The sequence below is a fragment of the Pantoea sp. SoEX genome (assembly GCF_009829945.1).
Classification (GTDB): Bacteria; Pseudomonadota; Gammaproteobacteria; order Enterobacterales; family Enterobacteriaceae; genus Pantoea_C.
The window spans coordinates 251,268-276,941 of the sequence record NZ_SZZT01000001.1; the positions used below are offsets into that span (position 1 = coordinate 251,268).

A 25,674-nucleotide genomic window follows, 5' to 3' on the forward strand; every position below is an offset into this window, starting at 1 on the left:
TTCTAATATGATAAATGTTTTAAAAAATATCTAATTTATAATTTTGAATATAATGAGACTGAAATGATCGAAAATACAAAAAAATCTTTAGTTAAGCTATCTGATATTAGTAAATCTTTTGATAATAAATTAATTATTGACAATTTCAGTTTAAACATTTATAACGGTGAGTTTCTCACTATCCTTGGTCCCTCAGGTTGTGGCAAAACTACTATTTTACGTTTAATTGCCGGATTAGAAATAGCTAATAAAGGTTATATTTTACTTAATGATAATAATATCACTGATACATCAGCCGAAAAGAGACACGTCAATACAGTATTTCAAAGCTATGCTCTTTTTCCACATATGTCCGTATTTGAAAATGTAGCATTTGGTTTACGAATGCAAAAAACTACTTCTAATGAAATTAATATACGAGTTAAAGATGCATTAGCAATGGTACAACTAGAACACTTTAGTCAACGACACCCACATCAGCTGTCTGGAGGACAACAACAACGTGTAGCTATTGCTAGAGCAGTAATAAATCGTCCAAAAGTCTTATTATTAGATGAACCTTTATCAGCATTAGATTATAAATTACGTAAACAAATGCAAAATGAACTTAAAGCACTACAACGTAAACTCGGTATTACTTTTATTTTCGTTACTCATGATCAAGAAGAAGCTCTAGTAATGTCTGATCGCATTGTAGTAATGCGTAATGGAAAAATTGAACAAGATGGGACTCCACGTGAAATATATGAAAAACCAAAAAATTTATTTGTAGCGCGTTTTATTGGGGAAATTAATGTTTTCGATACAACAGTAATAAAAAATTATAAAAATTCATATATTCGCGCATCCATTGAAGGTTACGAATGTGATATTTATTGTCCTTTTCCTGTTAAAGTAGGTGATAAGCTACATGTAATGTTACGTCCAGAAGATTTAAGAGTTAAAGAATTATACGATAATAATATAGATGGATTAATTGGTTACGTACGAGAATTAAATTATAAAGGTATGACACTAGAATCTACTATAGAACTAGAGAACGGTAAATTAATAACTGTAAGTGAATTTTTTAATGAAGATGATCCAGATGTTGATCATATTTTAGATCAAAAAATGGCTGTAAATTGGGTAAAAAGTTGGGAGGTAGTTTTACCATATGAAGTTGATGAACAATAAATTTCAAAAAATAGTCATTTTGTTAATAGTAGTATGGTTAATTACATTTGTGTTTTTACCAAATTTAATGATTATTATCACTAGTTTTTTGACGCAAGATGACAACAATTTAATAAAGTTAACATTTACATTTGAAAATTATGTAAGATTATTGGATCCTCTATATATAAAAGTTTTATTACATTCTTTAAATATAGCATTGGTAGCAACCGTATCTTGTTTATTACTAGGGTATCCCTTTGCTTGGTGTTTAACTAAATTACCTAAAAACATAAAAACATTAATGTTATTTTTATTAATAGTACCATTTTGGACTAATTCATTAGTTAGAATTTATTGTTTGAAAATTTTATTAAGTACTAGAGGTTGGTTAAATAATTTTTTAATATGGATTGGTTTAATTAATAAACCATTTCATATTATATATAAACCACAGGCAGTAATATTGGGATTAGTATATATTCTATTACCTTTTATGATTTTACCAATTTATTCTAATTTAGAAAAATTAGATAAAACTTGCTTAGAAGTTGCTTACGATCTAGGAGCTAATAAGATACAAACATTTTTTTATGTTATTTTACCTCTTAGTATGCCTGGAATTATTGCTGGATGTTTATTAGTAATGATTCCAGCTATGGGTATGTTTTATGTTTCTGATTTAATGGGAGGTGCAAAAAATCTACTTATAGGAAATATAATAAAAAATCAATTTCTTAATATTAGAGATTGGCCATTTGGTGCTTCTATAAGTATTGTATTAACATTTTTAATGTGGATAATGTTGTTCATTTATTGGCGTACTATGCGTTTATTAAAAGGTTAAGGTGATTATTAATAATGATTGGACCTTATTTACGTGGTAGTTTTATTTCTATCATTTATGGTTGGCTGTATATTCCTATATTAATTTTAATTATTAATTCATTTAACATATCTAAATTAGGTATTCATTGGCAAGGATTCAGTACATATTGGTATAGAATTTTAATAAATAATGATAGTTTAATTCAAGCTTCTCAGAATTCATTAATTATAGGATTTTGTTCTGCTAGTATAGCTACTATTATAGGTTCTTTAACTGCTATATCATTATATCGATATAATTTTCATGGAAAACAATTTGTTAATAGTATGTTATTTACAGTAATGATGTCACCAGATATAGTGATGGCAATTTCACTGTTAGCATTATTTATTCTATTAGGAATACCTTTAGGTTTTTGGTCTTTACTGATTGCTCATATTACTTTTTGTCTTCCTTTCGTAGTGGTAACTATTTATTCATGGTTAAAAGATTTTGACATGCGGATGTTCGAAGCTGCAAAAGATTTAGGTGCAAATGAAATTACTATTTTAAATAAAATAATTTTACCATTAGCAATTCCAGCAGTAGCTGCAGGATGGTTGCTTAGTTTTACTTTATCTATAGATGACGTTATAGTATCATCTTTTGTTTCAAGTCCTAACTTTGAAATTTTGCCTTTAAAAATTTATTCTATGGTTAAAGTTGGGGTTTCTCCTGAAGTAAATGCAATTACAGTGATTTTAGTATTAATATCCTTATTATTAGTTGTTTGTAGTCAGTTTTTACTTCTTAAGAAAATAAAATAAAGGAGGAGTAATAATGAATTATTGTATTAAATTATTCATTGGTTTATTAGTTTTAGTGTTAAATTTTGCTAAAGCAGATGTTAATAATACATTATATTTTTATAATTGGACTGAATATGTCCCATCAGGATTGTTAGAGCAATTTACTAAAGAAACAGGTATTAAAGTTATCTATTCAACTTATGAATCGAATGAACTGATGTATTCTAAACTAAAAACTTGGAAAAGCGGATCATATGATTTGATAGTTCCGTCAAGTTATTTTATAGCTAAAATGCGCAAAGAAGGAATGTTACAAAAAATTGATAAAGGTAAATTAACTAATTTTAAAAACTTAGATAAAAAGTTATTAAATAAACCATTTGATCCTAATAATAATTATTCTATTCCATATATTTGGGGTGCTACAATTATAGGAGTAAATTCTGCTGAAATTGATCCAAAAACTATAACTAGCTGGTCTGATCTATGGAAACCTCAATATAAAAAAAGTTTATTATTAATAGACGATGCTCGTGAAGTATTTCAAATAGCACTACTTAAACTTGGTTTATCAGGAAATACTAGAAATTTAAAAGAAATTAATGCTGCATATAGTGAATTGAAAAAACTAATGCCAAATGTAATAACATTTAATTCTGATAATCCTGGAAATACTTATATGGAAGGTGATGTATTACTAGGCATGGTTTGGAACGGTTCTGCTTATGTAGCTCGTAAATCAGGTGCTCCGTTAAAAACAATTTGGCCTAAAGAAGGTGGAATATTTTGGATGGATAATCTTGCAATTCCAGTAAATGCAAAAAATAAACAAGGTGCTTTAAAACTTATAAATTTTTTACTTCGCCCAGAAATAGCTGCTAAAGTTGCTATTGCAATTGGATATCCGACAGCAAATAGAGAAGCAAAAAAATTTTTACCTAAACAAATGATTAATGATAAATTGTTATATCCTTCTGATGAACTTTTAAAAAACGGTGAATGGCAAAATGATGTAGGAAATGCCAGTAGAGAGTACGAAACTTTATTTCAAAAACTTAAAGCTAATCATTAGGAAGATACCTAATTATTAATTAAATTAATTTGTTTTCATTATTTATATTTATTATTAGTTACAAAAAATAAATATGCATTGACCATTATAAAATTTAGATATTATTTCTGTATAAAAAATAATATATGTAGTTTTGAATTACAGAATATCCATGTGTTTTTTTAGAAAGATTACTTTAATGTATTATTTCACTATGTAATAAAAATACGATATTTTTCCTAAAATTTTAGATAAAGATGATGCAAATTTATTTAAAATAATTAATTATTAATAATATTTGTAATAACGATTTATGTATTCGTGTTCTAAATTTTAGATCATAATACATTAGATAAAAAATGGAAAATTTTGAATTTTTATGTTTAAAAAAAATAATTATCTTCTACCTAAAAAAGCTGGAGAAATTTACAATTTTGGTGAATTAGTTGGTACTTCATATGCAATAGAGTATGCTAATATAATAGAAAATTATTTTGGTTTTATATTAATAATTACATCAGATAAAAAAACTGCTACTCAACTTTTTAATGAAATAAAACAATTTACTAAAAGTCCTGTTTATTATTTTCCTGATTGGGAAATAGCACCTTATACAAGATCATCTCCTAATAAAAAAAACATATCAAATAGAATCTTTATACTTTCTCAATTATTAAATATAAAACATGGAATATTAATATTATCGGTAAAAACATTAATGCAACGTATTTGTCCATGTCCTTATATTTCTAGTAATAGTTTGCTAATAAAGGAAGGACAAAAATTATCCAAAGATTATTTTAAAAATAAATTAGAAAAAATTGGTTATAGATATGTTAATCAAATAGTAGAGCAAGGTGAATATAGAATCAAAAAAGATGTTTTTTTTGATTTATTCCCTATTGGATATAATCAAATTTATTCTATAAATTTGATTAAAAATATTGTAAATAACATTAGTAATATCAATTTACATAACCAAAAATTTGTTAATAAAGTAATAAAAATTCATTTATTGCCTACTCATGAATTTCCTGTTGATAAAGTTTCAATAGAGCTATTTTGTAAGAGATGGAAAAATTTTTTTGATATTTCTACTCATGAAGAATATTACATAAATAAAAATATGAATATAGGAATTATACCTGCTGGTATTGAATATTGGTATCCTCTATTTTTCGATCAACCATTATCAACTATATTTAGTTATCTTCCATCAAACACTACAATTATTAATCATAATAACATAGAAGATATAGCTATAGATTTTTGGGAAAATATAAACCGGTATTACAAAAATATCAGTAGTAGTTCTAGTGCATTATTAAACCCTAGTCATTTATGGATTACACCTCGTGACATGATACAACAATTAAATCATTGGCCTCAAATAAAAGTAACAGATAAAAAATTACCACAAAAACCAACCAATATTAATTTAGGTTATATACCACTTCCTTTATTAAATTTAAGAGAATTAAATAGATTTTCTCTCAAAAATTTAGATAAATTTATTAATCAATTTAATGGTAATGTAATATTTTGCGTTCAAAATAAGATACAACAGAAAAAATTTTACAATTTATTTGAACATTTAAATTTAAAACCAGTTTTGATAGATAATTTTAATGAATCAGTAAATCAAAAATTAAATTTAATGATTATTAACATCAGTAATGGATTTATAGATACTAATAACAATAGAGCTTTAATTTGTGATAATGATATAGTTCAAGATAATTTTAACGATTGTTATCCAAATATAAAAAAATGTAGTAATTTTAATAAAATTATTTTTAATGTAGAGGAAATACGTTATGGTCAACCAGTAGTTCATATAGAGCATGGTATCGGACGTTATATGGGTTTAATAACTATTGAAACAAATGGTATTAACTCTGAATATCTAATTCTATCCTATGCTGATAACACTAAACTATATGTTCCAGTTTCTTCGCTTCATTTAGTTAGTTACTATACAAGTCATTCTGATGATAAAGTACCGATTCATAAATTAGGAAGTGATGTTTGGCAAAAATCTCGACAAAAGGCTATAGAAAAAATTCGCGATGTTGCAGCAGAACTTTTAGATATTTATTGTCAACGTAAATCGAAAATTGGTTATGCTTTCAAATATAATAAAAATAGATACAAATCATTCTGCAACCATTTTCCATATAATGTTACAGTAGACCAACAGAAAGCTATAAATGAAATATTAAATGATATGTCTCTGCCTATAGCAATGGATAGATTAGTATGTGGTGATGTAGGTTTTGGTAAAACAGAAGTAGCCATGCATGCAGCATTTATTGCAATTGAAAATAATAAACAAGTTGCTATTCTTGTTCCAACTAATCTTTTAGCTCAGCAACATTATGAAAATTTTAAAAGTAGATTTAGACACTGGTCTGTCCATATTGATATGTTATCTAATTTTAGAAATATTAAACAGCAAAAACATCTACTAGAAAAAACAAAAGAAGGAAAAGTCAATATTGTAATAGGTACTCATAAACTATTAAATAAAAATATTAAATGGAAAAATTTAGGTTTATTAATTATTGATGAAGAACATCGTTTTGGAGTCTATCAAAAAGAGCTTATTAAAGCTATATACAATAATATTGACATACTGACATTAACTGCTACTCCGATTCCACGGACATTACATATGGCAATTACTGGCATGCGTGATGTTTCTATTATTCATACTCCTCCAGAACATCGTTTACCTATTAAGACTTTTATAAGCGAATTTAGTAATTCTATAATAAGAGAAACCATTTTGCGTGAAATTAAAAGAGGCGGTCAAGTATATTATTTACACAATAAAGTTAATGATATTGAAAAAACTGCTCATTATATAAGCAAATTAGTTCCAGAAGCTTGTATAACTATCGCTCATGGAAAAATGAAAGAACAAGATCTAGAAAGAGTAATGAACGATTTTTATCATCAACATTTTAATGTATTGGTATGTACTACTATAATTGAAACTGGCATTGATATCCCTAACGCTAATACAATTATTATCGAACGTGCTGACACTTTTGGTTTAGCAGAATTACATCAATTGCGAGGAAGAGTTGGTCGTTCACATCATCAAGCATACGCTTGGTTATTAACTCCAAATCAAGAAATTATTACTAACAAAGCAGTAAAAAGATTTGATGTCATTTCTTCTTTTAAAGAACTTGGTGCTGGTTTTACATTGGCTAATAGTGATTTAGAAATTAGAGGTGCAGGTGAATTATTAGGAGAAAAACAAAGTGGACAAATAGAAATGCTAGGTTTTTCACTTTATATGGAATTATTAGAAAATGCTATTAAAGATTTGAAAAATTTTGAACAACCTCAATTATTAGACAATTTATTATATAATAATATTGAAATAGAACTTCAAATTCCATCTCTTATTCCAGAATATTTCATAGAAAATGTTAACTTACGTTTATCATTATATAAAAAAATTGCTAGTGCTAAAAATAAATATGATATACAAAAATTAAAAAATGAAATGATTGGTAATTTTGGTTTATTGCCTAATGCAACAAACAATTTGTTTGATATAGCATTATTACGTCTTCAAGCTCGTGAGTTGGGTATATGCAAAATAAAAATTGGTTATAAAGGAGGATATTTTGATTTTTCTCCAAAAAACAACATTGATCCTGTAAAGCTAGTCAATTTAATTCAAAAAGAACCCACTAAATGGAAACTAACAGAAAATAAAAAATTGCGACTATATTGTAATGATATTATAATAGAAGACCAGAAATATCGTATAGAATGGATAAAAAAATTTTTTATCAGTTTAACAAATAAATAATATAACCTATAATATAGGACCCAATTTTTTCCCGCCTAAAAGGTGCATATGGATATGATGAACTTCTTGTCCTCCATGTTCATTACAGTTTATGATTAGACGATATCCTTTTTTATCAATTTTTTCTTGTTTTGCAATTCTCGCTGCGACTATAAACATTCTACCTAATATCATTTCATGTTCTTGTTTAACTTGATTTACATTTTGAATTAATATATTAGGTACAATTAATACATGAATAGGTGCTTTAGGTAAAATATCACGAAAAGCTGTTACTAATACATCTTGATATAAGATATCAGATTCAATTTCACGATTAATAATTTTACTAAAAATAGTTTCTTGGGCCATATATTGTTCCTGAATTAATTGATATTAAATTAAAATATTAATATATTATAAATAACAAAAAAATTGATTATATTATTGAAATAATAACTGAAATCATATTTCATGATGACATAGTTTAATATAATCATCCATATCAGTTTTAATATTACCAGATTTAGTCCCAAAAATCACTTGTATACCTGATCCAGAAATAACTATTCCTTGCGCACCAAGATCTTCTAGTTGTTCTCTGTTAACTTTTTTTATATCAACTACTTTTACCCTAAGACGAGTAATACAAGCATCAAGATTTGTAATATTTTCTTTACCACCAAAAGCTATTATTAACTTTTGTGCTATTTCATGAGTTGTTAAAGATAATGTATTTTTAATTGATTGTTCACGTCCAGGAGTTTTTAAGTTAAATTTAACAATCAGCAAACAAAACAGAGTATAATAGACTAAAGAATATAAAATTCCAATAGCTGGAAATAACCAAATTTTATTTCCGTGACCACTTAAAATAATAAAGTCTATTAATCCATGTGAAAAACTAATTCCGTTTCTCATATCAAGTAAAATACAAATAGGAAATGCTAAACCAGCTAAAATTGAATGTATAAAATATAGAATAGGACTAACAAACATAAAAGAAAATTCGATAGGCTCAGTAATACCTGTTAAAAAAGAAGTTAGCATTGCTGTAGCCATTATACCACCTATTCTAGAACGATTTTTAGAATTAGATGTATGCCAAATTGCAAGTGCTGCTGCTGGTAATCCATACATTTTAAAAAGAAATCCTCCTGACAATTTACCTGCAGTAGGATCTCCAGCCATATATCTTGGAATATCACCGTGAAATATCTGACCAGATGTAGTAATAAATTCACCAATTTGCATTTGAAAAGGGACATTCCAAATGTGATGTAAACCTAACGGCATTAAAATACGCTCGATGAACCCATAAATACTAAAAGCTATCATTGGATTTTGGTAAGCTGCCCATTCTGAAAAATTCCCAATTAAAAATCCTATAGGAGGCCAAATAACGGCTAGAAAAATACCAACAATAATTGCTGATAGACCAGATATAATTGGTACAAATCTTTTGCCAGCAAAAAAACCCAAATACTCTGGTAACTTGATACGATAAAATTTATTAAACATATAAGATACTAAAAAACCTATAATAATACCTCCTAAAATACCCGTATCAACAAGATGTTTTATTTCAATATTCTTAACTGTATCACATAACATTAATGATGATATAGTCATCATGGTCTTAATCATTATACTATAGGATATCACTGCTGCTAAAGCTGATACCCCATCATTATTAGTAAAACCTAGTGAAATACCTATTGCAAAAATTAATGGCATATTAGAAAATACAGATTCACCAGCTTCTGCCATTACATGTGACATTGTATCAGGTAGCAAGCTAAAATTAGCTGATCCTAATCCTAATAAAATGCCTGCAATTGGTAATACTGATATGGGTAACATAAGTGATTTACCCACTTTTTGTAAATTAGCAAAAGCATTTTTTAACATATTGTGGAACTCCTAATAAATCTATCAATATAAATCTATTTTTTATAGATCATTAAGGTTAAATTATGAATGAATTGTTATAAGTTTAAATTATTAATTAAATTGATTAATTAACATTAACATGAAATAATGTTTTAAAATTATTAGTAGTTGTTTCTGAAAGTTCTTCTATATCTATATTTTTTATAATGGAGATATATTCAGCAACATCTCTTGTGTAAGCAGGTTGATTTTCTTGACCACGATGTGGTACAGGAGAAAGATATGGTGAATCAGTTTCAACTAAAATTCTATCTAGTGGAACATAACGAATGATATTATCAAAATTTTTATTTTTATTGAATGTCACTATACCTGAAAAAGAAATATAAAACCCTAAATCTAATAACTTACTTGCAGCTAGTTGATTTTCACTAAAACAATGTAATACACCACCACAAATTTCGCTTTTTTCTTCTTTTAAAATATTTAAAGTATCTATAAAAGCATTTCTCATATGTACTATGATTGGTTTGTTTAAAGCTATTCCTAAACGGATATGATTACGAAAAGAGGTCTGTTGGTTTATTTTGTTATATTCATTGTAATGATAATCTAATCCTGTTTCTCCTAATGCAATTACTTTAGGATCATCTATAACTAGAGAATATATATCATCAACATTATATAGTTCTGGTTTATTAAGAGGGTGTATACCACAAGATAGTGCAATATTTTTATGTTGTCCAACCAATTTTTTCATATTATGAAAATCTGATAAATCGGTTGCTACTGCTAACATAAATTTTACATCACGTGCAAATGCTTTTGCTATGACATCATCAAGATTACAATGATTTTTTTTATAATCTAGTAAATTAAGATGACAATGCGAATCAACAATAAACATATATTTCTTTCTCAAATTTAAAATTTTCTAAATAATATTTTAACCTGATATACTATTTTCTACCCAAATTAATAATGAATTTATTAACAATAATTCTTTATTAACTTCTGTTACATTTATTAATGTATTTCTACATTTAATCCAATGATACATGCTATTATTTAATGTATCAAAAGAAAAAGAATTAGCCAATAAAGAAATAACATCTTTACGATCTATATTTATTAACTGTTCTGTTATATTGTTTTGTAGTTTCATGGCGTCTAATATTAAACTTATTAGCCAATCAATACATATCATTTCATTTTCACAAATAATAGGCAATAATTGTAAAATATCTTGTTTAAGTGAAAAACATAAAGTATCATATAATTTTTTTCTAAGAAGCAAACTAGTTGTAATAAGATTCAGTGCTTTAGTTGGCATGCCATTACTTAGACGTAAAGAAGATACAATGATTGATTCATCTTTCTGAAGACATTTTTGTTTTATCCACAATATACTATCTTCTTCACTTGGAGGAAACAAACGAAACATTACACAACGACTACGTATTGTTAAAGGTACTGTTGAAAAATTTTGAGTACTTAAAAAAAACAAACTGTTAGATGGTGGTTCTTCAATTATTTTCAATAAAGCATTACTCGAATATTTTGTCAAATGATCAACATCAAGTATACATGTAACTTTTCTATTTGATGTATGGGAACATGTATATAAGTTAGATATTAAATTTCTAACCATGTCTATGCTTGCATTTTTTGCATTAAAAAGGTAATAATCTGGATGAGTGTTGACTTTCATTAGACGACAGCTATTACAACTGCCACAAAAATCTAAATTAACAGGCATCTTACACAAAAGCCAATAACTTAATTTCCATAAAAGAGAATCTTTACCTATACCTTGATTTCCTTGAATCAATAATACAGGATGACTAAAACCTTCTCGATATTGATTAATAATTTTATAATAAGGTTTATTAAGCCACGGATACCATTCCATTTTTATTGTTTTTTTAACCAATCAATTAAAAAATTTTTTAAAATTATACTAATTTTATCCTTAGGTTGACTTGCATCAATAAATACGATATTATCATCGTTTTTTATTATTTTGAGATAATAATTACGAGTTCGTTCAAAAAAAGCTAGTGATTCTTGTTCAATGCGATCTAACTTACCTTTTTTTTGTAACCGTTTTAAACAAACATCAGGAGTTATATCTAAATAAAATGTGATATCTGGACAGAATGTACCTAACATCATATAATGTAGTTTATTAATCATGTTTATTCCTAGTTTTCTACCTCCTCCTTGATAAGCTTGAGAGGAAAGATCATAACGATCACTTATTACCCATTTTCCTAAACTTAATGCTGGTCTAATAACATTTTCTACTAATTGTACTCTAGCTGCATATATGATCAATAGTTCTGTTTTATATGATATATGTTCTTCATTATTATTATTTTTAATTATATTACGTAATTTTTCTGCTATAACGGTACCACCAGGTTCTCTAGTAAGAACAATATTTTTATCATTTATACCATATTCATGTAATATTTTGACTATAATACTACATGCAGTAGTTTTTCCAGCGCTTTCTAACCCTTCAACAGTAATAAATTTATTTTTCATTTTTTATAATATTAAATTAGAAAAATATATAATGTTCTATTAATTATTAGTTTTATTTAATGATAAACATAATATTTAAAATTATTATGTTTTATCTCTTTTGTTTTTTATATAAATTTTATTTTTTAAATATAATACTTATTTAAGTTTAAGTTCAGCAAATAAAAATACGCTTATTATATTATTAAAATATTGATAATTTATCAATATTTAATCTAAAAATATCAAATTAAACAACATAATTATATTAATGTTTGTTAATTAAAAATCCAGATAGTATAATAATACTATCTGGATATATTAATTATTATCTTATACTAGCTTTTATGGTCATTAATATAATCTATCGCTGCCTGAACGGTAGTGATTTTTTCAGCTTCTTCATCTGGAATTTCAGTGTCAAATTCTTCTTCTAAAGCCATTACCAGCTCAACGGTATCAAGAGAATCAGCACCTAGGTCATCTACAAAAGATGCAGAATTAGTGACTTCATCTTCTTTTACACCTAGTTGTTCACTGATGATTTTCTTAACTCGTTGTTCGATATCACTCATACTATTTGATTTCCTGTCAAAACTCGCTTATGCGATAATTTTCATAGTTTATAAAATATTGAAAAAGATGCAACAAAATATAGGTCAATGAAATCACAATTTTGTGGTTTTAGAATCGAATAATTTTTATAAAAAAGTTAAACCATATACATACCACCATTAACATTAATTATTTCACCAGTTATATATGATGCTTCTTCAGAAGCTAAAAATGCAACCACATTAGCTACTTCTTTAGGTTGACCTAAACGTTTCATAGATATTTTTGCTAAAATGTTAGCACGTTGATCTTTATTTAATATTCGTGTCATATCAGTTTCAATAAATCCAGGTGATACTATATTAACAGTAATTCCACGTGAAGCAATTTCAAGTGCTAAAGATTTGCTAAATCCAATTAATCCCGCTTTAGATGCTGCATAATTTGTTTGACCGATATTTCCATAAGTTCCGGAAATAGAACTAATAGTGATAATGCGTCCAATACGTCTTTTTATCATGAAAGGTATAACCGCTTTAGAAATTCTAAACACGGAAGTAAGATTTGTATCTAAAACATCTTGCCAATCGTTATTACTCATACGTATCAATAAATTATCTCTAGTTATACCTGCATTATTAACTAAAATATCAATATGACCATATTCAGATTTTATTTCTTCTAAAACACTAGAAATACATTCTGAATCATTAACATTTAGTATTATACCTTTACCTTGATTTTTTAAATAAGTATTAATGATTGAAACTCCCTTTTGACTTGTTGAAGTTCCAATAACATAAGTTCCAATAAATGATAACTTTTCTGCAATTGCAAGACCAATACCTCTACTAGCCCCAGTCACTAATGCAATTTTATCTTTTAAATTCATTTTATACCTATTATTTATTTTTATTCAATGCAATCACTAATGAACTAGTATCATTTATGGCTATAGAGTTCAGGTTTTTTGAAATACGTTTATTCAATTGACTTAATATTTTACCTGGACCAAATTCTAATAATCTTGTTATACCCGCTGTTTTAGTGATAAATTTAATTATCTCTAACCAACGAACTGCACTATACATTTGACGAATTAAAGCTTTACGAATAGCATATTCATTATATTCTATTTTAACATCAACGTTATTAATTATTGATATAGAAGGTTTAGCAAATTTTATTTCTTGCAGTCTAATTTCTAGTTTTTTTGCAGCAGATCTCATTAATATACAATGAGATGGTACACTAACCATCAAAGGTTTAACATATGCTCCTAATAATTTACATGCAATACTAGTACGACAGACAGCTTCCTTATCACCTGCAATTACAAATTGATCTTGTGAATTAAAGTTTGCTATTGAAACAACCTGATTCTTTTTATTTTCTTTACATATTCTTTTAATAGTTATTTCATCTAAACCTATAATAGCATGCATTGCACCTATTCTTGTTTTAACCAATTCTTGCATTATTTTACCACGAAATTCAACTAATTGAATGGCATCAGTAAATTTTATAACACCAGCACAAACCAAAGCAGAATACTCACCTAAACTATGTCCTGCCATTAGTATAGGTTTTTTACCGCCTTCTTGTTTCCATATACGATATATAGCTATAGAAGATGTTAAAATAGCTGGTTGTGTTTTCCAAGTACAATTTAAATGCTCATATGGTCCTTGGTTAACTAATCTTAACAAATCATAACCTAAAATATTTGATGCTTCTTGAAACGTTTGTCTAGCTATGGAATATTTTTCTATAAAATCACTTAGCATCCCAACATACTGCGATCCTTGACCTGGAAAAATAAAAGCTAGTTGAGTCATCTTTAACTCCTTTATGCTGCTTAAAAACGCATCAAGGCCGAACCCGAGGTGAATCCGCCGCCGAAGGCTTTGAGTAAAATCATATGTCCAGATTTAACACGACCATCACGCACTATTTCATCAAGTGCCAGTGGTATTGAAGCTGCAGATGTGTTACCATGACGATCTATTGTAATAACTACTTTCTTTATGTTTATCCCAAGTTTTTTTGTAATAGCAAGAATAATACGTATATTGGCTTGATGTGGTATAAACCAATCTATCATATCTATATTTAAATTATTATATTTCAATGTTTCCTGTACAGTATAAGTTAGTTCCTCTATTGCAATTTTAAAAACTTCATTTCCTGACATCTTTAAGTAAACTGGTTGTTTATTATGAATACCGCTATATTGATAAGGTAAAGTTAATAGATATGCGTAATGCGCATTAGAATGTAAATGGGTAGAGATAATTCCAGGTTGATTACTATTTGCTAAAACAACTGCACCTGCACCGTCTCCAAATAAAACAATACTATTACGATCATTAGGATTAACTGTTCGAGTTAACGTATCAGAACCAATGACTAATGCATATTTTATCTTACCACTTTTTATGAATTGATCTGCTACGCTTAAAGCATAAATAAAACCAGTACAAGCTGCCGCTAGATCGAATGCAGTACAATCTCTTATCTCTAACATTTTTTGAATCATACATGCAGAACTCGGGAAAGCGTGACTGGATGACGTAGTTGCTATAATAATTAATTCAATTTGATTATATTTTATGTTTGCCATTTTTAAAGCATTTTTTGCAGCATTAAACCCCATACTTGCCACATCTTCCTCGGGTTTAGAAATATGTCGTTCCTTTATTCCAGTTCTAGAAATAATCCATTCATCTGATGTATCTACCATCTTATTCAAATCAGCATTTGTACGAATATTTAAAGGTAAATAACTACCCGTGCCAATAATTCTGGTGAACATCGTAAATTCATTGCTCCTAATCAAACGTACTACAATATCTTAAATATTTGTTTGATTTAATTAATTTCGTTATTTTTTTATATTTATTTTACCTCAAAAAAACCAATTGATTTATTATTTTTTTATAGTAATTTCTATATACTTTTAATTAAAAGACCATTATTTTACTAATTTAAATTAATAAAAATAATATTTTATCTTAAATTATTCTAATCCTAAGTAACTAAATAATTTTAGCATATTATAGATATTAATATATTATAGTTAAAATAAAAACGCTTGACATTAACTATCTTTGTAACTACTAATTTGTTAATTTTAATAAGCAATAAGTTAAATTAAATTTTTTAAAATAAAATATGACAAAAACCAACTTTATATTGTATATTAATTGACTAAAATAAATTAATTTGATATAAACTTAAAGCCTCTATAGTATCCATCTAAAGTGATGTGGTGACGCAAGTGAGTTTCACCTGATTTTTTATCTACTGATATAGTTTTAGTTCTTAAAAAATCATGGGAACGACGCATGCCTCTTTTAGAACGACTAGGTTTGTTTTTTTGAACTGCCATAACATAATACTCCTATAATTGCAGTAATATTGATATTAAAAAAACAAATAAAAATGTAATTATATAGGTTAGTTTAACTACTATCTTTTATCTTTATATATAATATATAATTATTTCAAAATATATCAAAATTTAATTTTATTAAAAATAAAAATTATTTAAAGTAGTAATTCTAACAAATAATAAAAAATTAGAAAAGATTATTTTATATTAAATGATTATAAATCAATAATTTTAAATATTTATTTGATATAAAAAATCTCAAATGTAATGTATTGGACTTATTTATATTTTGATTTTATTTAAACTTAGATTAGTTAAACATTTTATAAGTATTGTGTCTAATGGTGCTTCTAGATAAGTCATTACACCTGTTTTTGGGTGAAGGAATGTTAGGGCATGAGCATGAAGAAATAATCTATTTAATCCTAAATCTATTTGATTGTCCAATGAATTTTTTCCGTAACGTCCATCAAATAAAATAGGATAACCAGCATGCATAGCATGAACACGAATTTGATGTGTATGACCTGTAATTGGACGAACTTTCAATAATGTAGTAGATCTAAAATATTCTTTTACTTGAAAATATGTTTCTGAAGGTTTTCCATTAATATCAACATATACCATTGATCTACTACTGCTATATAAAGATATTTGTTTTTTTAGAGGAGCATTTATTATTTTTAAATTTGATGGCCAAATTCCATGTACTAATGCTAAATAATCTTTTTTTATAAATCTATTACGCAACTGTTCGTGTAAACACTTTAATGCAGAACGTTTTTTAGCGATCAATAATAACCCAGATGTACTTCTATCTAATCTATGCACTAATTCTAAAAAAGAACAATTAGAACGTAATGATCTTAAGCCTTCTATGACACCAAAACTTAATCCACTACCTCCATGTACAGCTACTCCTGATGGTTTGTTAATTACTATTATGTAATCATCTTCATATAAGATTAATTTATTTAAAAAAGCTACTTTATTTTTTTTTATATTGGATATTGTTTTATGTTCATTATATAAATAAGAAGATATTATGCTTATTTCATCATTTATTTTCAATTTATATAAAGGTTTAACACGTTTTTTATTTACTTTTATTTTTCCTTTTCTCAGAATTTTGTATATAAAACTTTTAGGAATTTTTTTAAATTTTGAGTTTAAAAAATTATCAATTCTTTGATTTAAATTTCTATTAGTTATTATGATTGTATTTATATCAGAATGCTTGTTTTTCATCTTATTAGTTTTTTAATAAAAAAAATTGTATTAATAATTTGTAAAATTTTTTTATTAAATAACAGTATTTTATTTGTAATTTTTTATTAAAAACATCCAGTTATATTAATAAATCAATTTATAATATTTTTAGATTTATATTAATTTTATATTATACTAAATCCAATTTAATTAACAACAATAAAAATTTTAAAAATCGTTATTTTTGTATTGTTTAATAAAGATACAGCACAATATAAGACTAAGATAAATTGCTTATCATTATTTATTATTTTTTTTACAATTTATGGTCATTTATGTTGACCTAAACACTATATTTAGCACATAAAATAATTGTTAATTGAATATTAGTTATATATTTCCAAGCAAAACAAAATAGTACATTATAATGTTTTAATTAAATTTAAGAATAAATAACAAATAATAATTTAATTTAAACGAAGAATGTATGGTTAAATGCTCTAATGAATATAGATACTAATTTGTAACAATTAACTATGTGCTGGATATAATTATGTGCTGGATATAATTATTTACGAAATAACGAGCAATTCAAGATGAAAAGAATGTTAATTAACGCAACTCAAGAGGAAGAGTTACGTATTGCTTTAGTTGATGGTCAACATCTTTATGATCTGGATATTGAAAATTCCAGATATGAACAAAAAAAAGCTAATATTTACAAAGGTAAAATTACACGTATTGAACCTAGCCTAGAAGCTGTATTTATTGATTATGGAGCTAAACGCCATGGTTTCCTTCCCATAAAGGAAATCTCGCATGAATATTTTCAAAAATACCAATGCATAGATAATTATAACAATAATAAAAATATATTACAAGAAGGTCAAGAATTAATAGTTCAAGTTGCAAAAGAAGAAAGAGGTACTAAAGGAGCTGCTTTAACAACTTTTATATCTTTAGCGGGATGTTATTTAGTTTTAATGCCTAATAATCCCCGCACTGCTGGTATTTCCCGTCGTATCGAAGGAGATGATCGACTTGAGATAAAAGAAATTCTGTCATCACTGGAAATTCCTGAAGGTATGGGTATAATAATTCGTACAGCAGGTTTAGGTAAATCAGCAGAATTATTACAATGGGATCTAAGTGCTCGTATTAAGCACTGGCTTACAATTAAAAAAATATCAGATAATAAAAAAGCACCATTTTTAATTTATCAAGAAAGTAATGCTATAGTGAGAGCTTTTCGTGATTATTTACGTCACGATATAAGTGAAATATTAATTGATAATCTAACAGTTTTAAATTCAGCACGAAAACATATTAATAATATGGGTAGATCAGATTTTATCAGTAAAGTTAAATATTATAATAGTTATATTCCATTATTTAGTTATTATCAGATTGAATCACAAATAGAATCAGCTTTCCAGCGTAAAGTTTCTTTACCTTCAGGTGGATCTATTATTATCGACACTACTGAAGCATTAACTGCAATTGATATTAATTCCGCACGTTCTATTAAAGGTACAGATATTGAAACTACTGCTTTAAGTACTAATCTTGAAGCAGCTGAAGAAATTGCCAGACAGATTCGTTTACGAGATTTAGGTGGTTTAATTGTCATTGATTTTATTGATATGATTGCTATTGGCAATCAACAGATAGTAGAATACCGTTTACGAGAAGAAACAGGTAAAGATCGAGCACGTGTACAAATTGGTAATATTTCGTGCTTTGGGTTATTAGAGATGTCTAGGCAAAGATTAAGTCCCTCATTAGGAGAATCTAGTCACTATTCATGTCCACACTGTAATGGTACTGGAATAATTCGTGATAATGAGTCACTTTCTTTATCTATTTTACGACTAATTGAAGAAGAAGCCGGCAAGTATCATACTAAAGAAGTACATGCTATAGTTCCGGTACAAGTAGCTTCATATTTACTAAATGAAAAAAGAAATGCAGTTAATGCTATTGAGAAACGTCAAAATGGAGTTAAAATATCTATAATTCCTAGTCTTAGGTTAAAAAATCCAAATTATTCTATTTTGCGAGTAAAAAAAGGGGAGGAAACCAAAATATTAAGATATCACTTAGCTAAATTTAATGAAACACCTATATTTAAATCAAATAAAGAAAATGATGTTCCTAGCTATCGTTTAGACCAATATAGTTTAAAAAATTTTCCTATATATAATAATTCATCAATATCATCTATAGAAAAGATGTCAAATCAATCAACAGTTAAATCAAAGATAAAATCATTAATAAATGGATATGAATTAATAAATAACAATTTTTTTAGTCGAATGATACTCAACTTAAAAAAATTGTTTATTAATGAAACATCTTCATTAATAAAAGAAAATGTTGTTAATCAAACTAAAAATTATGATAGGTCTTCTAAAGATATAATTAATAATATTAAACAAAGAAAATATTATAAAAAAGAAATTAATCAAATTGATTTTAGCGTTAAACAGACAATATTAGAAGTTAAAGATAAGGAATTACAGATATTACCACCAGTTAACAAACAAAGAAAAAACAATAAAATTTCATACAATACTATTGAAAATAATTTAAAAAATAATAACCTTGATAGTAATATAAATTCAATTAAAAATTCACACAATATAAAGTATCCAATAAATTATGTAAATAAGAATAATAATTTTTCTGAATTTCAGAATATAGATAATTCTTTAATTCCTATTAAATTACGTTCTAATGAAATAAAATCATCATCTGATGATAGTGAAAGATTTGTTACAAATTATACTACTAGTGAATTTTATGTAACAAAAATATCTAAAAAAGAGTGGAATTATAAATCTAATAAATATTTATCACATAAAAAGATACAAAGTGATTCTAATACATTAAAAAAATTGTCTGACATAAAAAGTAAACCAAATAATGAAAAGAATAAGAAAATAAATAATTTTATTAACTCATCTTTTTCTATAGTAACTTCTCTTAAAATGAATCGTAATACTATAGAAAATAATTCATTAACATATACTAATAAAAGTAATATTTCAGTAAAAGCAATTTCAAAAAAAAGAAAACGTTGGAAATATTTTGCTTCAGCGCCAATGACTAAAGTTCCAATTCCTGTTTGGCAACCTGATCCAATTCGTCTTAGTAATTGGGTGAGACCTAGATTTAGATTTCATGGGAAAGGTTCAGCAGGAGGTCACAGTGCAACTCATAAAGTTACAGTTCCAGCCACTAAACATCAATAAATCAAATACCCATTTTTAAACACAATTTAATAATTAAAACGATTGTGTTTAAATAATTTTATATAGTATTTTTAAAAATTCATTGTGTTATTTTACTTAATTAAAATATTTTTATTAAACTGATAAGAAAAATCTTTTATTTTGAAACCAAAAATTTTTAATGCTAATGAATAAACAAATATTCCTATTCCACAAATAAATGATAATCTTAATATACGTTCTATCATTATTACCTCTTCCCATTTATTTATGTATTTTAGTATAATCAGCAAAACTATTGCCATTACTGATGTTGCTATTATAATTTGTACTAAATATTTCAACCATTCTTGATCTAATTTAAAAATTTGTTTTTTAACTAATTTATAGAAAAGTAAATATGCGTTTAAAATTCCAGATATACTGATAGATAAAGCTAAACAAATATGTTTTAGTGAATGGAAAAATAATAAATTAATTATTTGTGTTACAATTAAGGTAATAAAAGCAATTTTAACTGGGGTCTTCATATCATTACTAGCATAAAAACCAATAACTAAAACCTTTACACTCATTAACCCAATTAAACCGATAGAATATGTAATTAAAGCATATTGGGTCATGATAGTATCATAATGAGTAAATTTACCATATTCAAATAATGTAATAACTATTGGTTTAGATAAAATTATTAAACCTATAGTGCTAGGAATAGAGAGTAAAAAACATATTTTTAAACCCCAGTTTATTAAACGTGAATACTCATCATAATTGTTATCATTCAAACTTTTTGATAGTGAAGGCAAAATAATTGTACTTAATGCTACACTTAATACTCCAATAGGAAATTCTACTAATCTATTAGAAAAATATAACCAAGATAAAGATCCAAAAGTTAAAAATGAAGTAAAAATATTATTAATTATTGAAGAAATTTGACTAACCGACATTCCAATAACCGCAGGTCCCATCCTTCTTATTACTAATAAAACAGCAGGGTTATTAAAAATAAATTTTGGGAAAACTAATAAATTAATTTTCCATAAACAATGCAATTGAATACAAATTTGCATTACTCCACCAACAATTACACCCCAACCTAATACCAGGATATGTGGATTGAAATAACTATGAAAAAATAATATAAATAATATGATAGTAATATTAAATAGGATAGGAGTACAGGCAGGAATTAAAAAATAATCATAAGTATTTAATATGACGCCTACTAAAGATGCTAAAGAAATTAATAAAATATAAGGTAGCATAATACGTAATAAATGAGTGGAAACATTAAATAAATAAGTATTTCTGATGAATCCGGGAGCTACTATTAAAGTTAATTTAGGAGCTATTATAAGACCAAAAATTATAATACATGTTATTACTATTATTAGTAAACCAAATATATATGATATAAATAATTTTATATTTTCATTATTTATGTTTTTATTATCTATCTTTGTTTTTTTTATTTGTTCTATAAAAACTGGTATAAAAGCTTGAGAAAAAGCACCTTCAGCAAATATACGTCTTAAAAGATTAGGTAATTTAAAAGCCATAAAAAAAGCATCTGTAAACATTCCAGCACCAAAATATTGTGCAATAATCAAATCTCTTATAAAACCTAATATTCGAGATATTAATGTTAAAAAACTAACTGTAGTTAAAGATTTCAATAAATTCATATTTCAATAATCCTAAAAGCCATATACTTTCATAAAATAGCTTACTATACATACAGTAAGAAAATTATTTTATTAAAAGATAACACATATTATTAACTAAAATATAAATTAATGATATTATAATCAATTTAAATTATATATTTATCAATTGCATATAATAAATAATTTTGATATATCGTTTCAATATGTTAATATACTTTCGTGATATATTGAAAATATTTTATATTTAACATTAAAAATTATAACAATAGAGAATGAATAATAATGGTTAAACAGCTAGATAAAATTGTTATAAGACGTCCAGACGATTGGCATTTACATTTACGTGATGGCAACTTACTAAAGTTAGTCTTGCCTTATAGTAGTTCCATATATAACCGTGCTATAGTAATGCCAAATTTAATTTCACCAATAATAGATATAAAATCTGCAACACACTATCGTAATTTTATTTTATCAAATATACCACAAGGTCATATATTTACACCCTTAATGACATGCTATTTAACTGAATACTCAAATCCTAATGAAATAGAAGAAGGTTTTAATTCTGGTATATTCACCGCTGTTAAAATATACCCTGCATTTTCTACAACAAATTCTTTTTATGGTATTAATAATATAAAAAATATTAATAAAGTATTAGAACGTCTTCAAAAAATACAAATGCCTCTATCAATGCATTGTGAAGTAACTGATATTAATATTGATATATTTGATAGAGAAGCACGTTTTATAGAAGACATAATACATCCTTTACGCAATAAATTTCCAGAACTAAAAATAATTATGGAACACATATCCACCAAAGAAGCTGTAGAATACGTAGAGTCTTCTGATGATAAAGTTGGAGCTACAATTACACCTCACCATTTGATTTTAAATAGAAATGATCTACTAGTAAATGGAATTAAACCTCACTTTTATTGTTTTCCTATTATTAAAAGTAAAATACATCAAACAGCCTTACGTAAAGCTATCTCTAATGGTAGTTCAAAGTTTTTCTTAGGTACAGATAGTGCTCCACATTTTGCTTATAGAAAAGAAAGTAGTTGTGGATGTGCGGGAATATTTAATACTCCTACTGCTTTGTCAATATATGCTACTGTATTTGAAGAGTTAAATGCTATTAGATATTTTGAATCCTTTTGTTCTGAAAATGGACCACGTTTCTATAATTTACCTATAAATGAAGATAAAATCACTTTAATACGAAGACCTTGGAAAATAAAAAACATTATTAATTCTTCTACATATTCTTTAGTGACTTTCCTTGAAGGAAGAACTTTAAACTGGTTTGTTAAAAATTAATATTAATGATAATTTAAATATTTTTTAAGCTAGAGCAAATTATTTAATTAAATGATTTTGACACTTCAAACTACAACATTTACTAAATTTAGTTCTACAATACGCACACTGTATAAATAACTTATGACAACTATCATTGGCACAATTTACGTAAAAATCATTAGGTTCTTTACATTGATGACAATATGATAAAATATCTTTAGAAACTGTTTCACTCATACGTTGATCAAAAACAAAATTTTTACCTTTAAACATGATTGGTAAATTTTTTTTACGAGCATAATTAACATATTCAATAATTCCGCCTCTGATTTGATAAACTTGTTTGAATCCATTGTATATCATCCACGCACTAGCTTTTTCACATCTAATACCCCCAGTACAATATAAAACAATTTTTTCGTTTTTATAATTTTTTAAAATTTCTATAACTTTATGTAATTGCTCACGAAAAGTATTGTAAGGTATTTTAATAGCTGTTTCAAAATGTCCAATTTCGTATTCATAACTATTACGTATATCAACTATTGTAACTTCAGGATCATTTATCATTTCATTAACTTCTTCTACTTCTACATAAGTACCAACTTTACTAATATTAAAAATATTATCTTTTAGTCCGTCAGAAACAATACGATCTCTCACTTTAATACGAAGAGCCCAAAAAGATTTAGAATTGTTATCTAAAGATATATTCATATGTAAATTATTTAAACTAGTATCTAAATTATATATAAAAAACTTCATTTCTTTATATAGAAAATCAGGCACACTAACTTGAGCATTAATTCCTTCATGAGAAACATAAATGCGACCAAATACTTTTAAAGTATTAAGATGATAATATAATTTATCTCGAAAATTTTTTGGGTTATTAATAGAAAAGTACTTATAAAAAGACACGGTTATACGCGAGATATTTTCAGAAAATAGACGTAATCTTAGTTCTTTATTTGAAATGCGATTGTGAAGCACTGCCATAATATTGATGGTCCTAATTTTCATATATAAAACATATAATTATATTTTATATTTATCTTTATTCACAATTACAAATTAAACTTATAAAAATTATCCTGTTAACAAATTTAAAGAACAACGAAAAATATTGTTATAAATATAAATTTATATATTTAACAGAAAACTTTGCATCTTCTAATATCAATAAAAAAGATAAACTAGATAATAAATAATTATTGAAAATAAAATATAAAAATAAATATAGTAATCTATTTATTCATAATACATTATGAAATTTTCCACTAAAAATAAAAAATATTACTATATTAAATATTTAAAATAAATATAATATTAATTATGTAATTAAGTGCTGTAATAAAGAAAAATTGGTGCCCAGGGCGGGACTTGAACCCGCATAGCAATAAAGCCGAGGGATTTTAAGTCCCTTGTGTATACCAATTTCACCACCTGGGCCTGCGAAATGGAGGCGCGTCCCGGAATCGAACCGGGATTAGCGGATTTGCAGTCCGCTGCATGGCCATTCTGCTAACGCGCCTTAAATATACTAAATATTTTATTAATTTATTCAGTTATCTTTAGTTTGTATAAACAACCATAATACTACTTTAATATAAGTAGTCAATAGAACAAGAAATAAAATTATTTATTTCTTGTTCTATTGAAAATAATTATTTCTTGATAAATTACACTGGAATATCCTGATATATAATATCATTGACCACAATGTTAAAATTACCGCTATATATAATGCTATTATTCCTATGTTTATTACTATATCATTAGGATGCCATATAAGTGCAGTTAAAGAAAACATTTGCATGGCAGTTTTTGTCTTGCTTATCCATAATGTTTTACTGACGTTAATATTTCCCTTGATACTAAAAATTAACTGACGTAAAGCTGAAATAACTATTTCTCTTGATATTATTATTATACTAGGTATAGTTACCCAATAAACATGAAAATACTCACATACTAAAACTAAAGCTACTGCTACCATTACTTTATCTACTAATGGGTCTAAAAATTCACCAAAATTTGTAGTTTTATTCCAACGACGTGCTAAAAATCCATCCATGAAGTCAGTAACAGCAGCGAGTAAAAAAATTAGTAAACTTATAATGGATGAATAAATAAACGGTGCATAAAAAGATACTATAAAACAGGGAACAAGAAACAATCTAAATGTTGTTAGAATATTAGGCATATTAGAAAAATACATGTATTTGTAACTATAATTTTTTAAT

The 25,674-nt window shown here is 26.1% G+C and carries 21 protein-coding genes and 2 tRNA genes; 7 read left to right on the forward strand and 16 right to left on the reverse strand.

Features of this window, described 5'->3' with window-relative positions:
* Positions 1–63 precede the first annotated feature (63 nt).
* From potA to mfd, 5 genes are all read left to right on the forward strand, one after another.
* Positions 64–1,176 (forward strand): spermidine/putrescine ABC transporter ATP-binding protein PotA, encoded by a 1,113-nt coding sequence (gene potA / locus FD726_RS01070; RefSeq protein ID WP_159989732.1) that lies wholly within the window; start codon positions 64–66, stop codon positions 1,174–1,176.
* Positions 1,157–2,002 (forward strand): spermidine/putrescine ABC transporter permease PotB, encoded by an 846-nt coding sequence (gene potB, locus FD726_RS01075; protein WP_204162667.1) that lies wholly within the window; start codon positions 1,157–1,159, stop codon positions 2,000–2,002. Before potA ends, potB begins: the two co-directional genes overlap by 20 nt.
* A gap of 14 nt (positions 2,003–2,016) precedes the next feature.
* Positions 2,017–2,790, forward strand: a complete 774-nt coding sequence (gene potC, locus FD726_RS01080) for a spermidine/putrescine ABC transporter permease PotC (protein WP_159989733.1) — start codon at positions 2,017–2,019, stop codon at positions 2,788–2,790.
* A 13-nt stretch (positions 2,791–2,803) separates the two neighbouring features.
* A complete protein-coding gene (gene potD, locus FD726_RS01085; RefSeq protein WP_159989734.1) occupies positions 2,804–3,844 on the forward strand; it encodes a spermidine/putrescine ABC transporter substrate-binding protein PotD in 1,041 nt (346 codons plus the stop codon).
* 358 nt (positions 3,845–4,202) lie between these two features.
* The gene (gene mfd, locus FD726_RS01090) at positions 4,203–7,655 is read left to right on the forward strand and encodes a transcription-repair coupling factor (protein ID WP_159989735.1); all 3,453 of its coding nucleotides are present in this window, start codon (positions 4,203–4,205) and stop codon (positions 7,653–7,655) included.
* A gap of 6 nt (positions 7,656–7,661) precedes the next feature.
* On the opposite strand, the gene FD726_RS01095 is transcribed toward mfd, so the two are convergent.
* The 11 genes from FD726_RS01095 to rluC form a co-directional block, all read right to left on the reverse strand.
* Entirely contained in the window at positions 7,662–8,006 is a 345-nt protein-coding gene (locus FD726_RS01095; protein WP_159989736.1) for an HIT domain-containing protein, read from the reverse strand.
* Between the two features lie 93 nt (positions 8,007–8,099).
* Positions 8,100–9,545 carry a PTS glucose transporter subunit IIBC gene (ptsG, locus tag FD726_RS01100; RefSeq protein ID WP_159989737.1) on the reverse strand — a complete coding sequence of 482 codons (1,446 nt, stop codon included), beginning with the start codon at positions 9,543–9,545 and terminating at the stop codon, positions 8,100–8,102.
* Positions 9,546–9,651: 106 nt separating this feature from the next.
* Positions 9,652–10,434, reverse strand: coding sequence for a YchF/TatD family DNA exonuclease (locus tag FD726_RS01105; protein WP_159989738.1), 783 nt, complete (start codon positions 10,432–10,434; stop codon positions 9,652–9,654).
* Positions 10,435–10,473: 39 nt separating this feature from the next.
* The gene (locus FD726_RS01110) at positions 10,474–11,439 is read right to left on the reverse strand and encodes a DNA polymerase III subunit delta' C-terminal domain-containing protein (protein WP_159989739.1); all 966 of its coding nucleotides are present in this window, start codon (positions 11,437–11,439) and stop codon (positions 10,474–10,476) included.
* A gap of 2 nt (positions 11,440–11,441) precedes the next feature.
* Positions 11,442–12,077: a dTMP kinase gene (gene tmk, locus FD726_RS01115; protein WP_159989740.1), complete on the reverse strand. Its 636-nt coding sequence runs from the start codon at positions 12,075–12,077 to the stop codon at positions 11,442–11,444.
* Between the two features lie 317 nt (positions 12,078–12,394).
* Positions 12,395–12,631 carry an acyl carrier protein gene (acpP, locus tag FD726_RS01120; RefSeq protein ID WP_136132200.1) on the reverse strand — a complete coding sequence of 79 codons (237 nt, stop codon included), beginning with the start codon at positions 12,629–12,631 and terminating at the stop codon, positions 12,395–12,397.
* Positions 12,632–12,768: 137 nt separating this feature from the next.
* The gene (fabG, locus tag FD726_RS01125) at positions 12,769–13,503 is read right to left on the reverse strand and encodes a 3-oxoacyl-ACP reductase FabG (protein ID WP_159989741.1); all 735 of its coding nucleotides are present in this window, start codon (positions 13,501–13,503) and stop codon (positions 12,769–12,771) included.
* A gap of 10 nt (positions 13,504–13,513) precedes the next feature.
* Positions 13,514–14,449 (reverse strand): ACP S-malonyltransferase, encoded by a 936-nt coding sequence (fabD, locus tag FD726_RS01130; RefSeq protein ID WP_159989742.1) that lies wholly within the window; start codon positions 14,447–14,449, stop codon positions 13,514–13,516.
* Between the two features lie 20 nt (positions 14,450–14,469).
* Positions 14,470–15,426 carry a beta-ketoacyl-ACP synthase III gene (locus FD726_RS01135; protein ID WP_159989743.1) on the reverse strand — a complete coding sequence of 319 codons (957 nt, stop codon included), beginning with the start codon at positions 15,424–15,426 and terminating at the stop codon, positions 14,470–14,472.
* Between the two features lie 405 nt (positions 15,427–15,831).
* Positions 15,832–16,002: a 50S ribosomal protein L32 gene (gene rpmF / locus FD726_RS01140; protein WP_159989744.1), complete on the reverse strand. Its 171-nt coding sequence runs from the start codon at positions 16,000–16,002 to the stop codon at positions 15,832–15,834.
* Positions 16,003–16,287: 285 nt separating this feature from the next.
* Positions 16,288–17,253 (reverse strand): 23S rRNA pseudouridine(955/2504/2580) synthase RluC, encoded by a 966-nt coding sequence (gene rluC / locus FD726_RS01145; protein ID WP_159989745.1) that lies wholly within the window; start codon positions 17,251–17,253, stop codon positions 16,288–16,290.
* Positions 17,254–17,810: 557 nt separating this feature from the next.
* On the opposite strand from rluC, the gene rne reads away from it, so the two are divergent.
* A complete protein-coding gene (rne, locus tag FD726_RS01150; protein WP_159989746.1) occupies positions 17,811–20,468 on the forward strand; it encodes a ribonuclease E in 2,658 nt (885 codons plus the stop codon).
* 92 nt (positions 20,469–20,560) lie between these two features.
* Here the strand turns inward: rne and murJ are convergent, their stop codons facing one another.
* Entirely contained in the window at positions 20,561–22,135 is a 1,575-nt protein-coding gene (gene murJ, locus FD726_RS01155) for a murein biosynthesis integral membrane protein MurJ (RefSeq protein WP_159989747.1), read from the reverse strand.
* A gap of 264 nt (positions 22,136–22,399) precedes the next feature.
* On the opposite strand from murJ, the gene pyrC reads away from it, so the two are divergent.
* The gene (gene pyrC / locus FD726_RS01160) at positions 22,400–23,446 is read left to right on the forward strand and encodes a dihydroorotase (protein ID WP_159989748.1); all 1,047 of its coding nucleotides are present in this window, start codon (positions 22,400–22,402) and stop codon (positions 23,444–23,446) included.
* Positions 23,447–23,485: 39 nt separating this feature from the next.
* On the opposite strand, the gene trhO is transcribed toward pyrC, so the two are convergent.
* The 4 genes from trhO to pgsA all read right to left on the reverse strand — a co-directional run bounded on the left by trhO (position 23,486) and on the right by pgsA (position 25,634).
* Positions 23,486–24,427 carry an oxygen-dependent tRNA uridine(34) hydroxylase TrhO gene (gene trhO, locus FD726_RS01165; protein ID WP_159989749.1) on the reverse strand — a complete coding sequence of 314 codons (942 nt, stop codon included), beginning with the start codon at positions 24,425–24,427 and terminating at the stop codon, positions 23,486–23,488.
* Positions 24,428–24,793: 366 nt separating this feature from the next.
* Positions 24,794–24,880, reverse strand: a tRNA-Leu gene (locus FD726_RS01170).
* An 8-nt stretch (positions 24,881–24,888) separates the two neighbouring features.
* A tRNA-Cys gene (locus FD726_RS01175) sits at positions 24,889–24,962 on the reverse strand.
* Between the two features lie 120 nt (positions 24,963–25,082).
* The gene (gene pgsA / locus FD726_RS01180; RefSeq protein WP_370514797.1) at positions 25,083–25,634 is read right to left on the reverse strand and encodes a CDP-diacylglycerol--glycerol-3-phosphate 3-phosphatidyltransferase; all 552 of its coding nucleotides are present in this window, start codon (positions 25,632–25,634) and stop codon (positions 25,083–25,085) included.
* Positions 25,635–25,674: the final 40 nt, after the last annotated feature.

Coding starts and splice junctions, on each gene's coding strand:
- potA (WP_159989732.1), top strand. CDS start 64: ATGATCGAAAATACAAAAAAATCTTTAGTTAAGCTATCTGATATTAGT.
- potB (WP_204162667.1), top strand. CDS start 1,157: ATGAAGTTGATGAACAATAAATTTCAAAAAATAGTCATTTTGTTAATA.
- potC (WP_159989733.1), top strand. CDS start 2,017: ATGATTGGACCTTATTTACGTGGTAGTTTTATTTCTATCATTTATGGT.
- potD (WP_159989734.1), top strand. CDS start 2,804: ATGAATTATTGTATTAAATTATTCATTGGTTTATTAGTTTTAGTGTTA.
- mfd (WP_159989735.1), top strand. CDS start 4,203: ATGTTTAAAAAAAATAATTATCTTCTACCTAAAAAAGCTGGAGAAATT.
- FD726_RS01095 (WP_159989736.1), bottom strand. CDS start 8,006: ATGGCCCAAGAAACTATTTTTAGTAAAATTATTAATCGTGAAATTGAA.
- ptsG (WP_159989737.1), bottom strand. CDS start 9,545: ATGTTAAAAAATGCTTTTGCTAATTTACAAAAAGTGGGTAAATCACTT.
- FD726_RS01105 (WP_159989738.1), bottom strand. CDS start 10,434: ATGTTTATTGTTGATTCGCATTGTCATCTTAATTTACTAGATTATAAA.
- FD726_RS01110 (WP_159989739.1), bottom strand. CDS start 11,439: ATGGAATGGTATCCGTGGCTTAATAAACCTTATTATAAAATTATTAAT.
- tmk (WP_159989740.1), bottom strand. CDS start 12,077: ATGAAAAATAAATTTATTACTGTTGAAGGGTTAGAAAGCGCTGGAAAA.
- acpP (WP_136132200.1), bottom strand. CDS start 12,631: ATGAGTGATATCGAACAACGAGTTAAGAAAATCATCAGTGAACAACTA.
- fabG (WP_159989741.1), bottom strand. CDS start 13,503: ATGAATTTAAAAGATAAAATTGCATTAGTGACTGGGGCTAGTAGAGGT.
- fabD (WP_159989742.1), bottom strand. CDS start 14,449: ATGACTCAACTAGCTTTTATTTTTCCAGGTCAAGGATCGCAGTATGTT.
- FD726_RS01135 (WP_159989743.1), bottom strand. CDS start 15,426: ATGTTCACCAGAATTATTGGCACGGGTAGTTATTTACCTTTAAATATT.
- rpmF (WP_159989744.1), bottom strand. CDS start 16,002: ATGGCAGTTCAAAAAAACAAACCTAGTCGTTCTAAAAGAGGCATGCGT.
- rluC (WP_159989745.1), bottom strand. CDS start 17,253: ATGAAAAACAAGCATTCTGATATAAATACAATCATAATAACTAATAGA.
- rne (WP_159989746.1), top strand. CDS start 17,811: ATGAAAAGAATGTTAATTAACGCAACTCAAGAGGAAGAGTTACGTATT.
- murJ (WP_159989747.1), bottom strand. CDS start 22,135: ATGAATTTATTGAAATCTTTAACTACAGTTAGTTTTTTAACATTAATA.
- pyrC (WP_159989748.1), top strand. CDS start 22,400: ATGGTTAAACAGCTAGATAAAATTGTTATAAGACGTCCAGACGATTGG.
- trhO (WP_159989749.1), bottom strand. CDS start 24,427: ATGGCAGTGCTTCACAATCGCATTTCAAATAAAGAACTAAGATTACGT.
- pgsA (WP_370514797.1), bottom strand. CDS start 25,634: ATGCCTAATATTCTAACAACATTTAGATTGTTTCTTGTTCCCTGTTTT.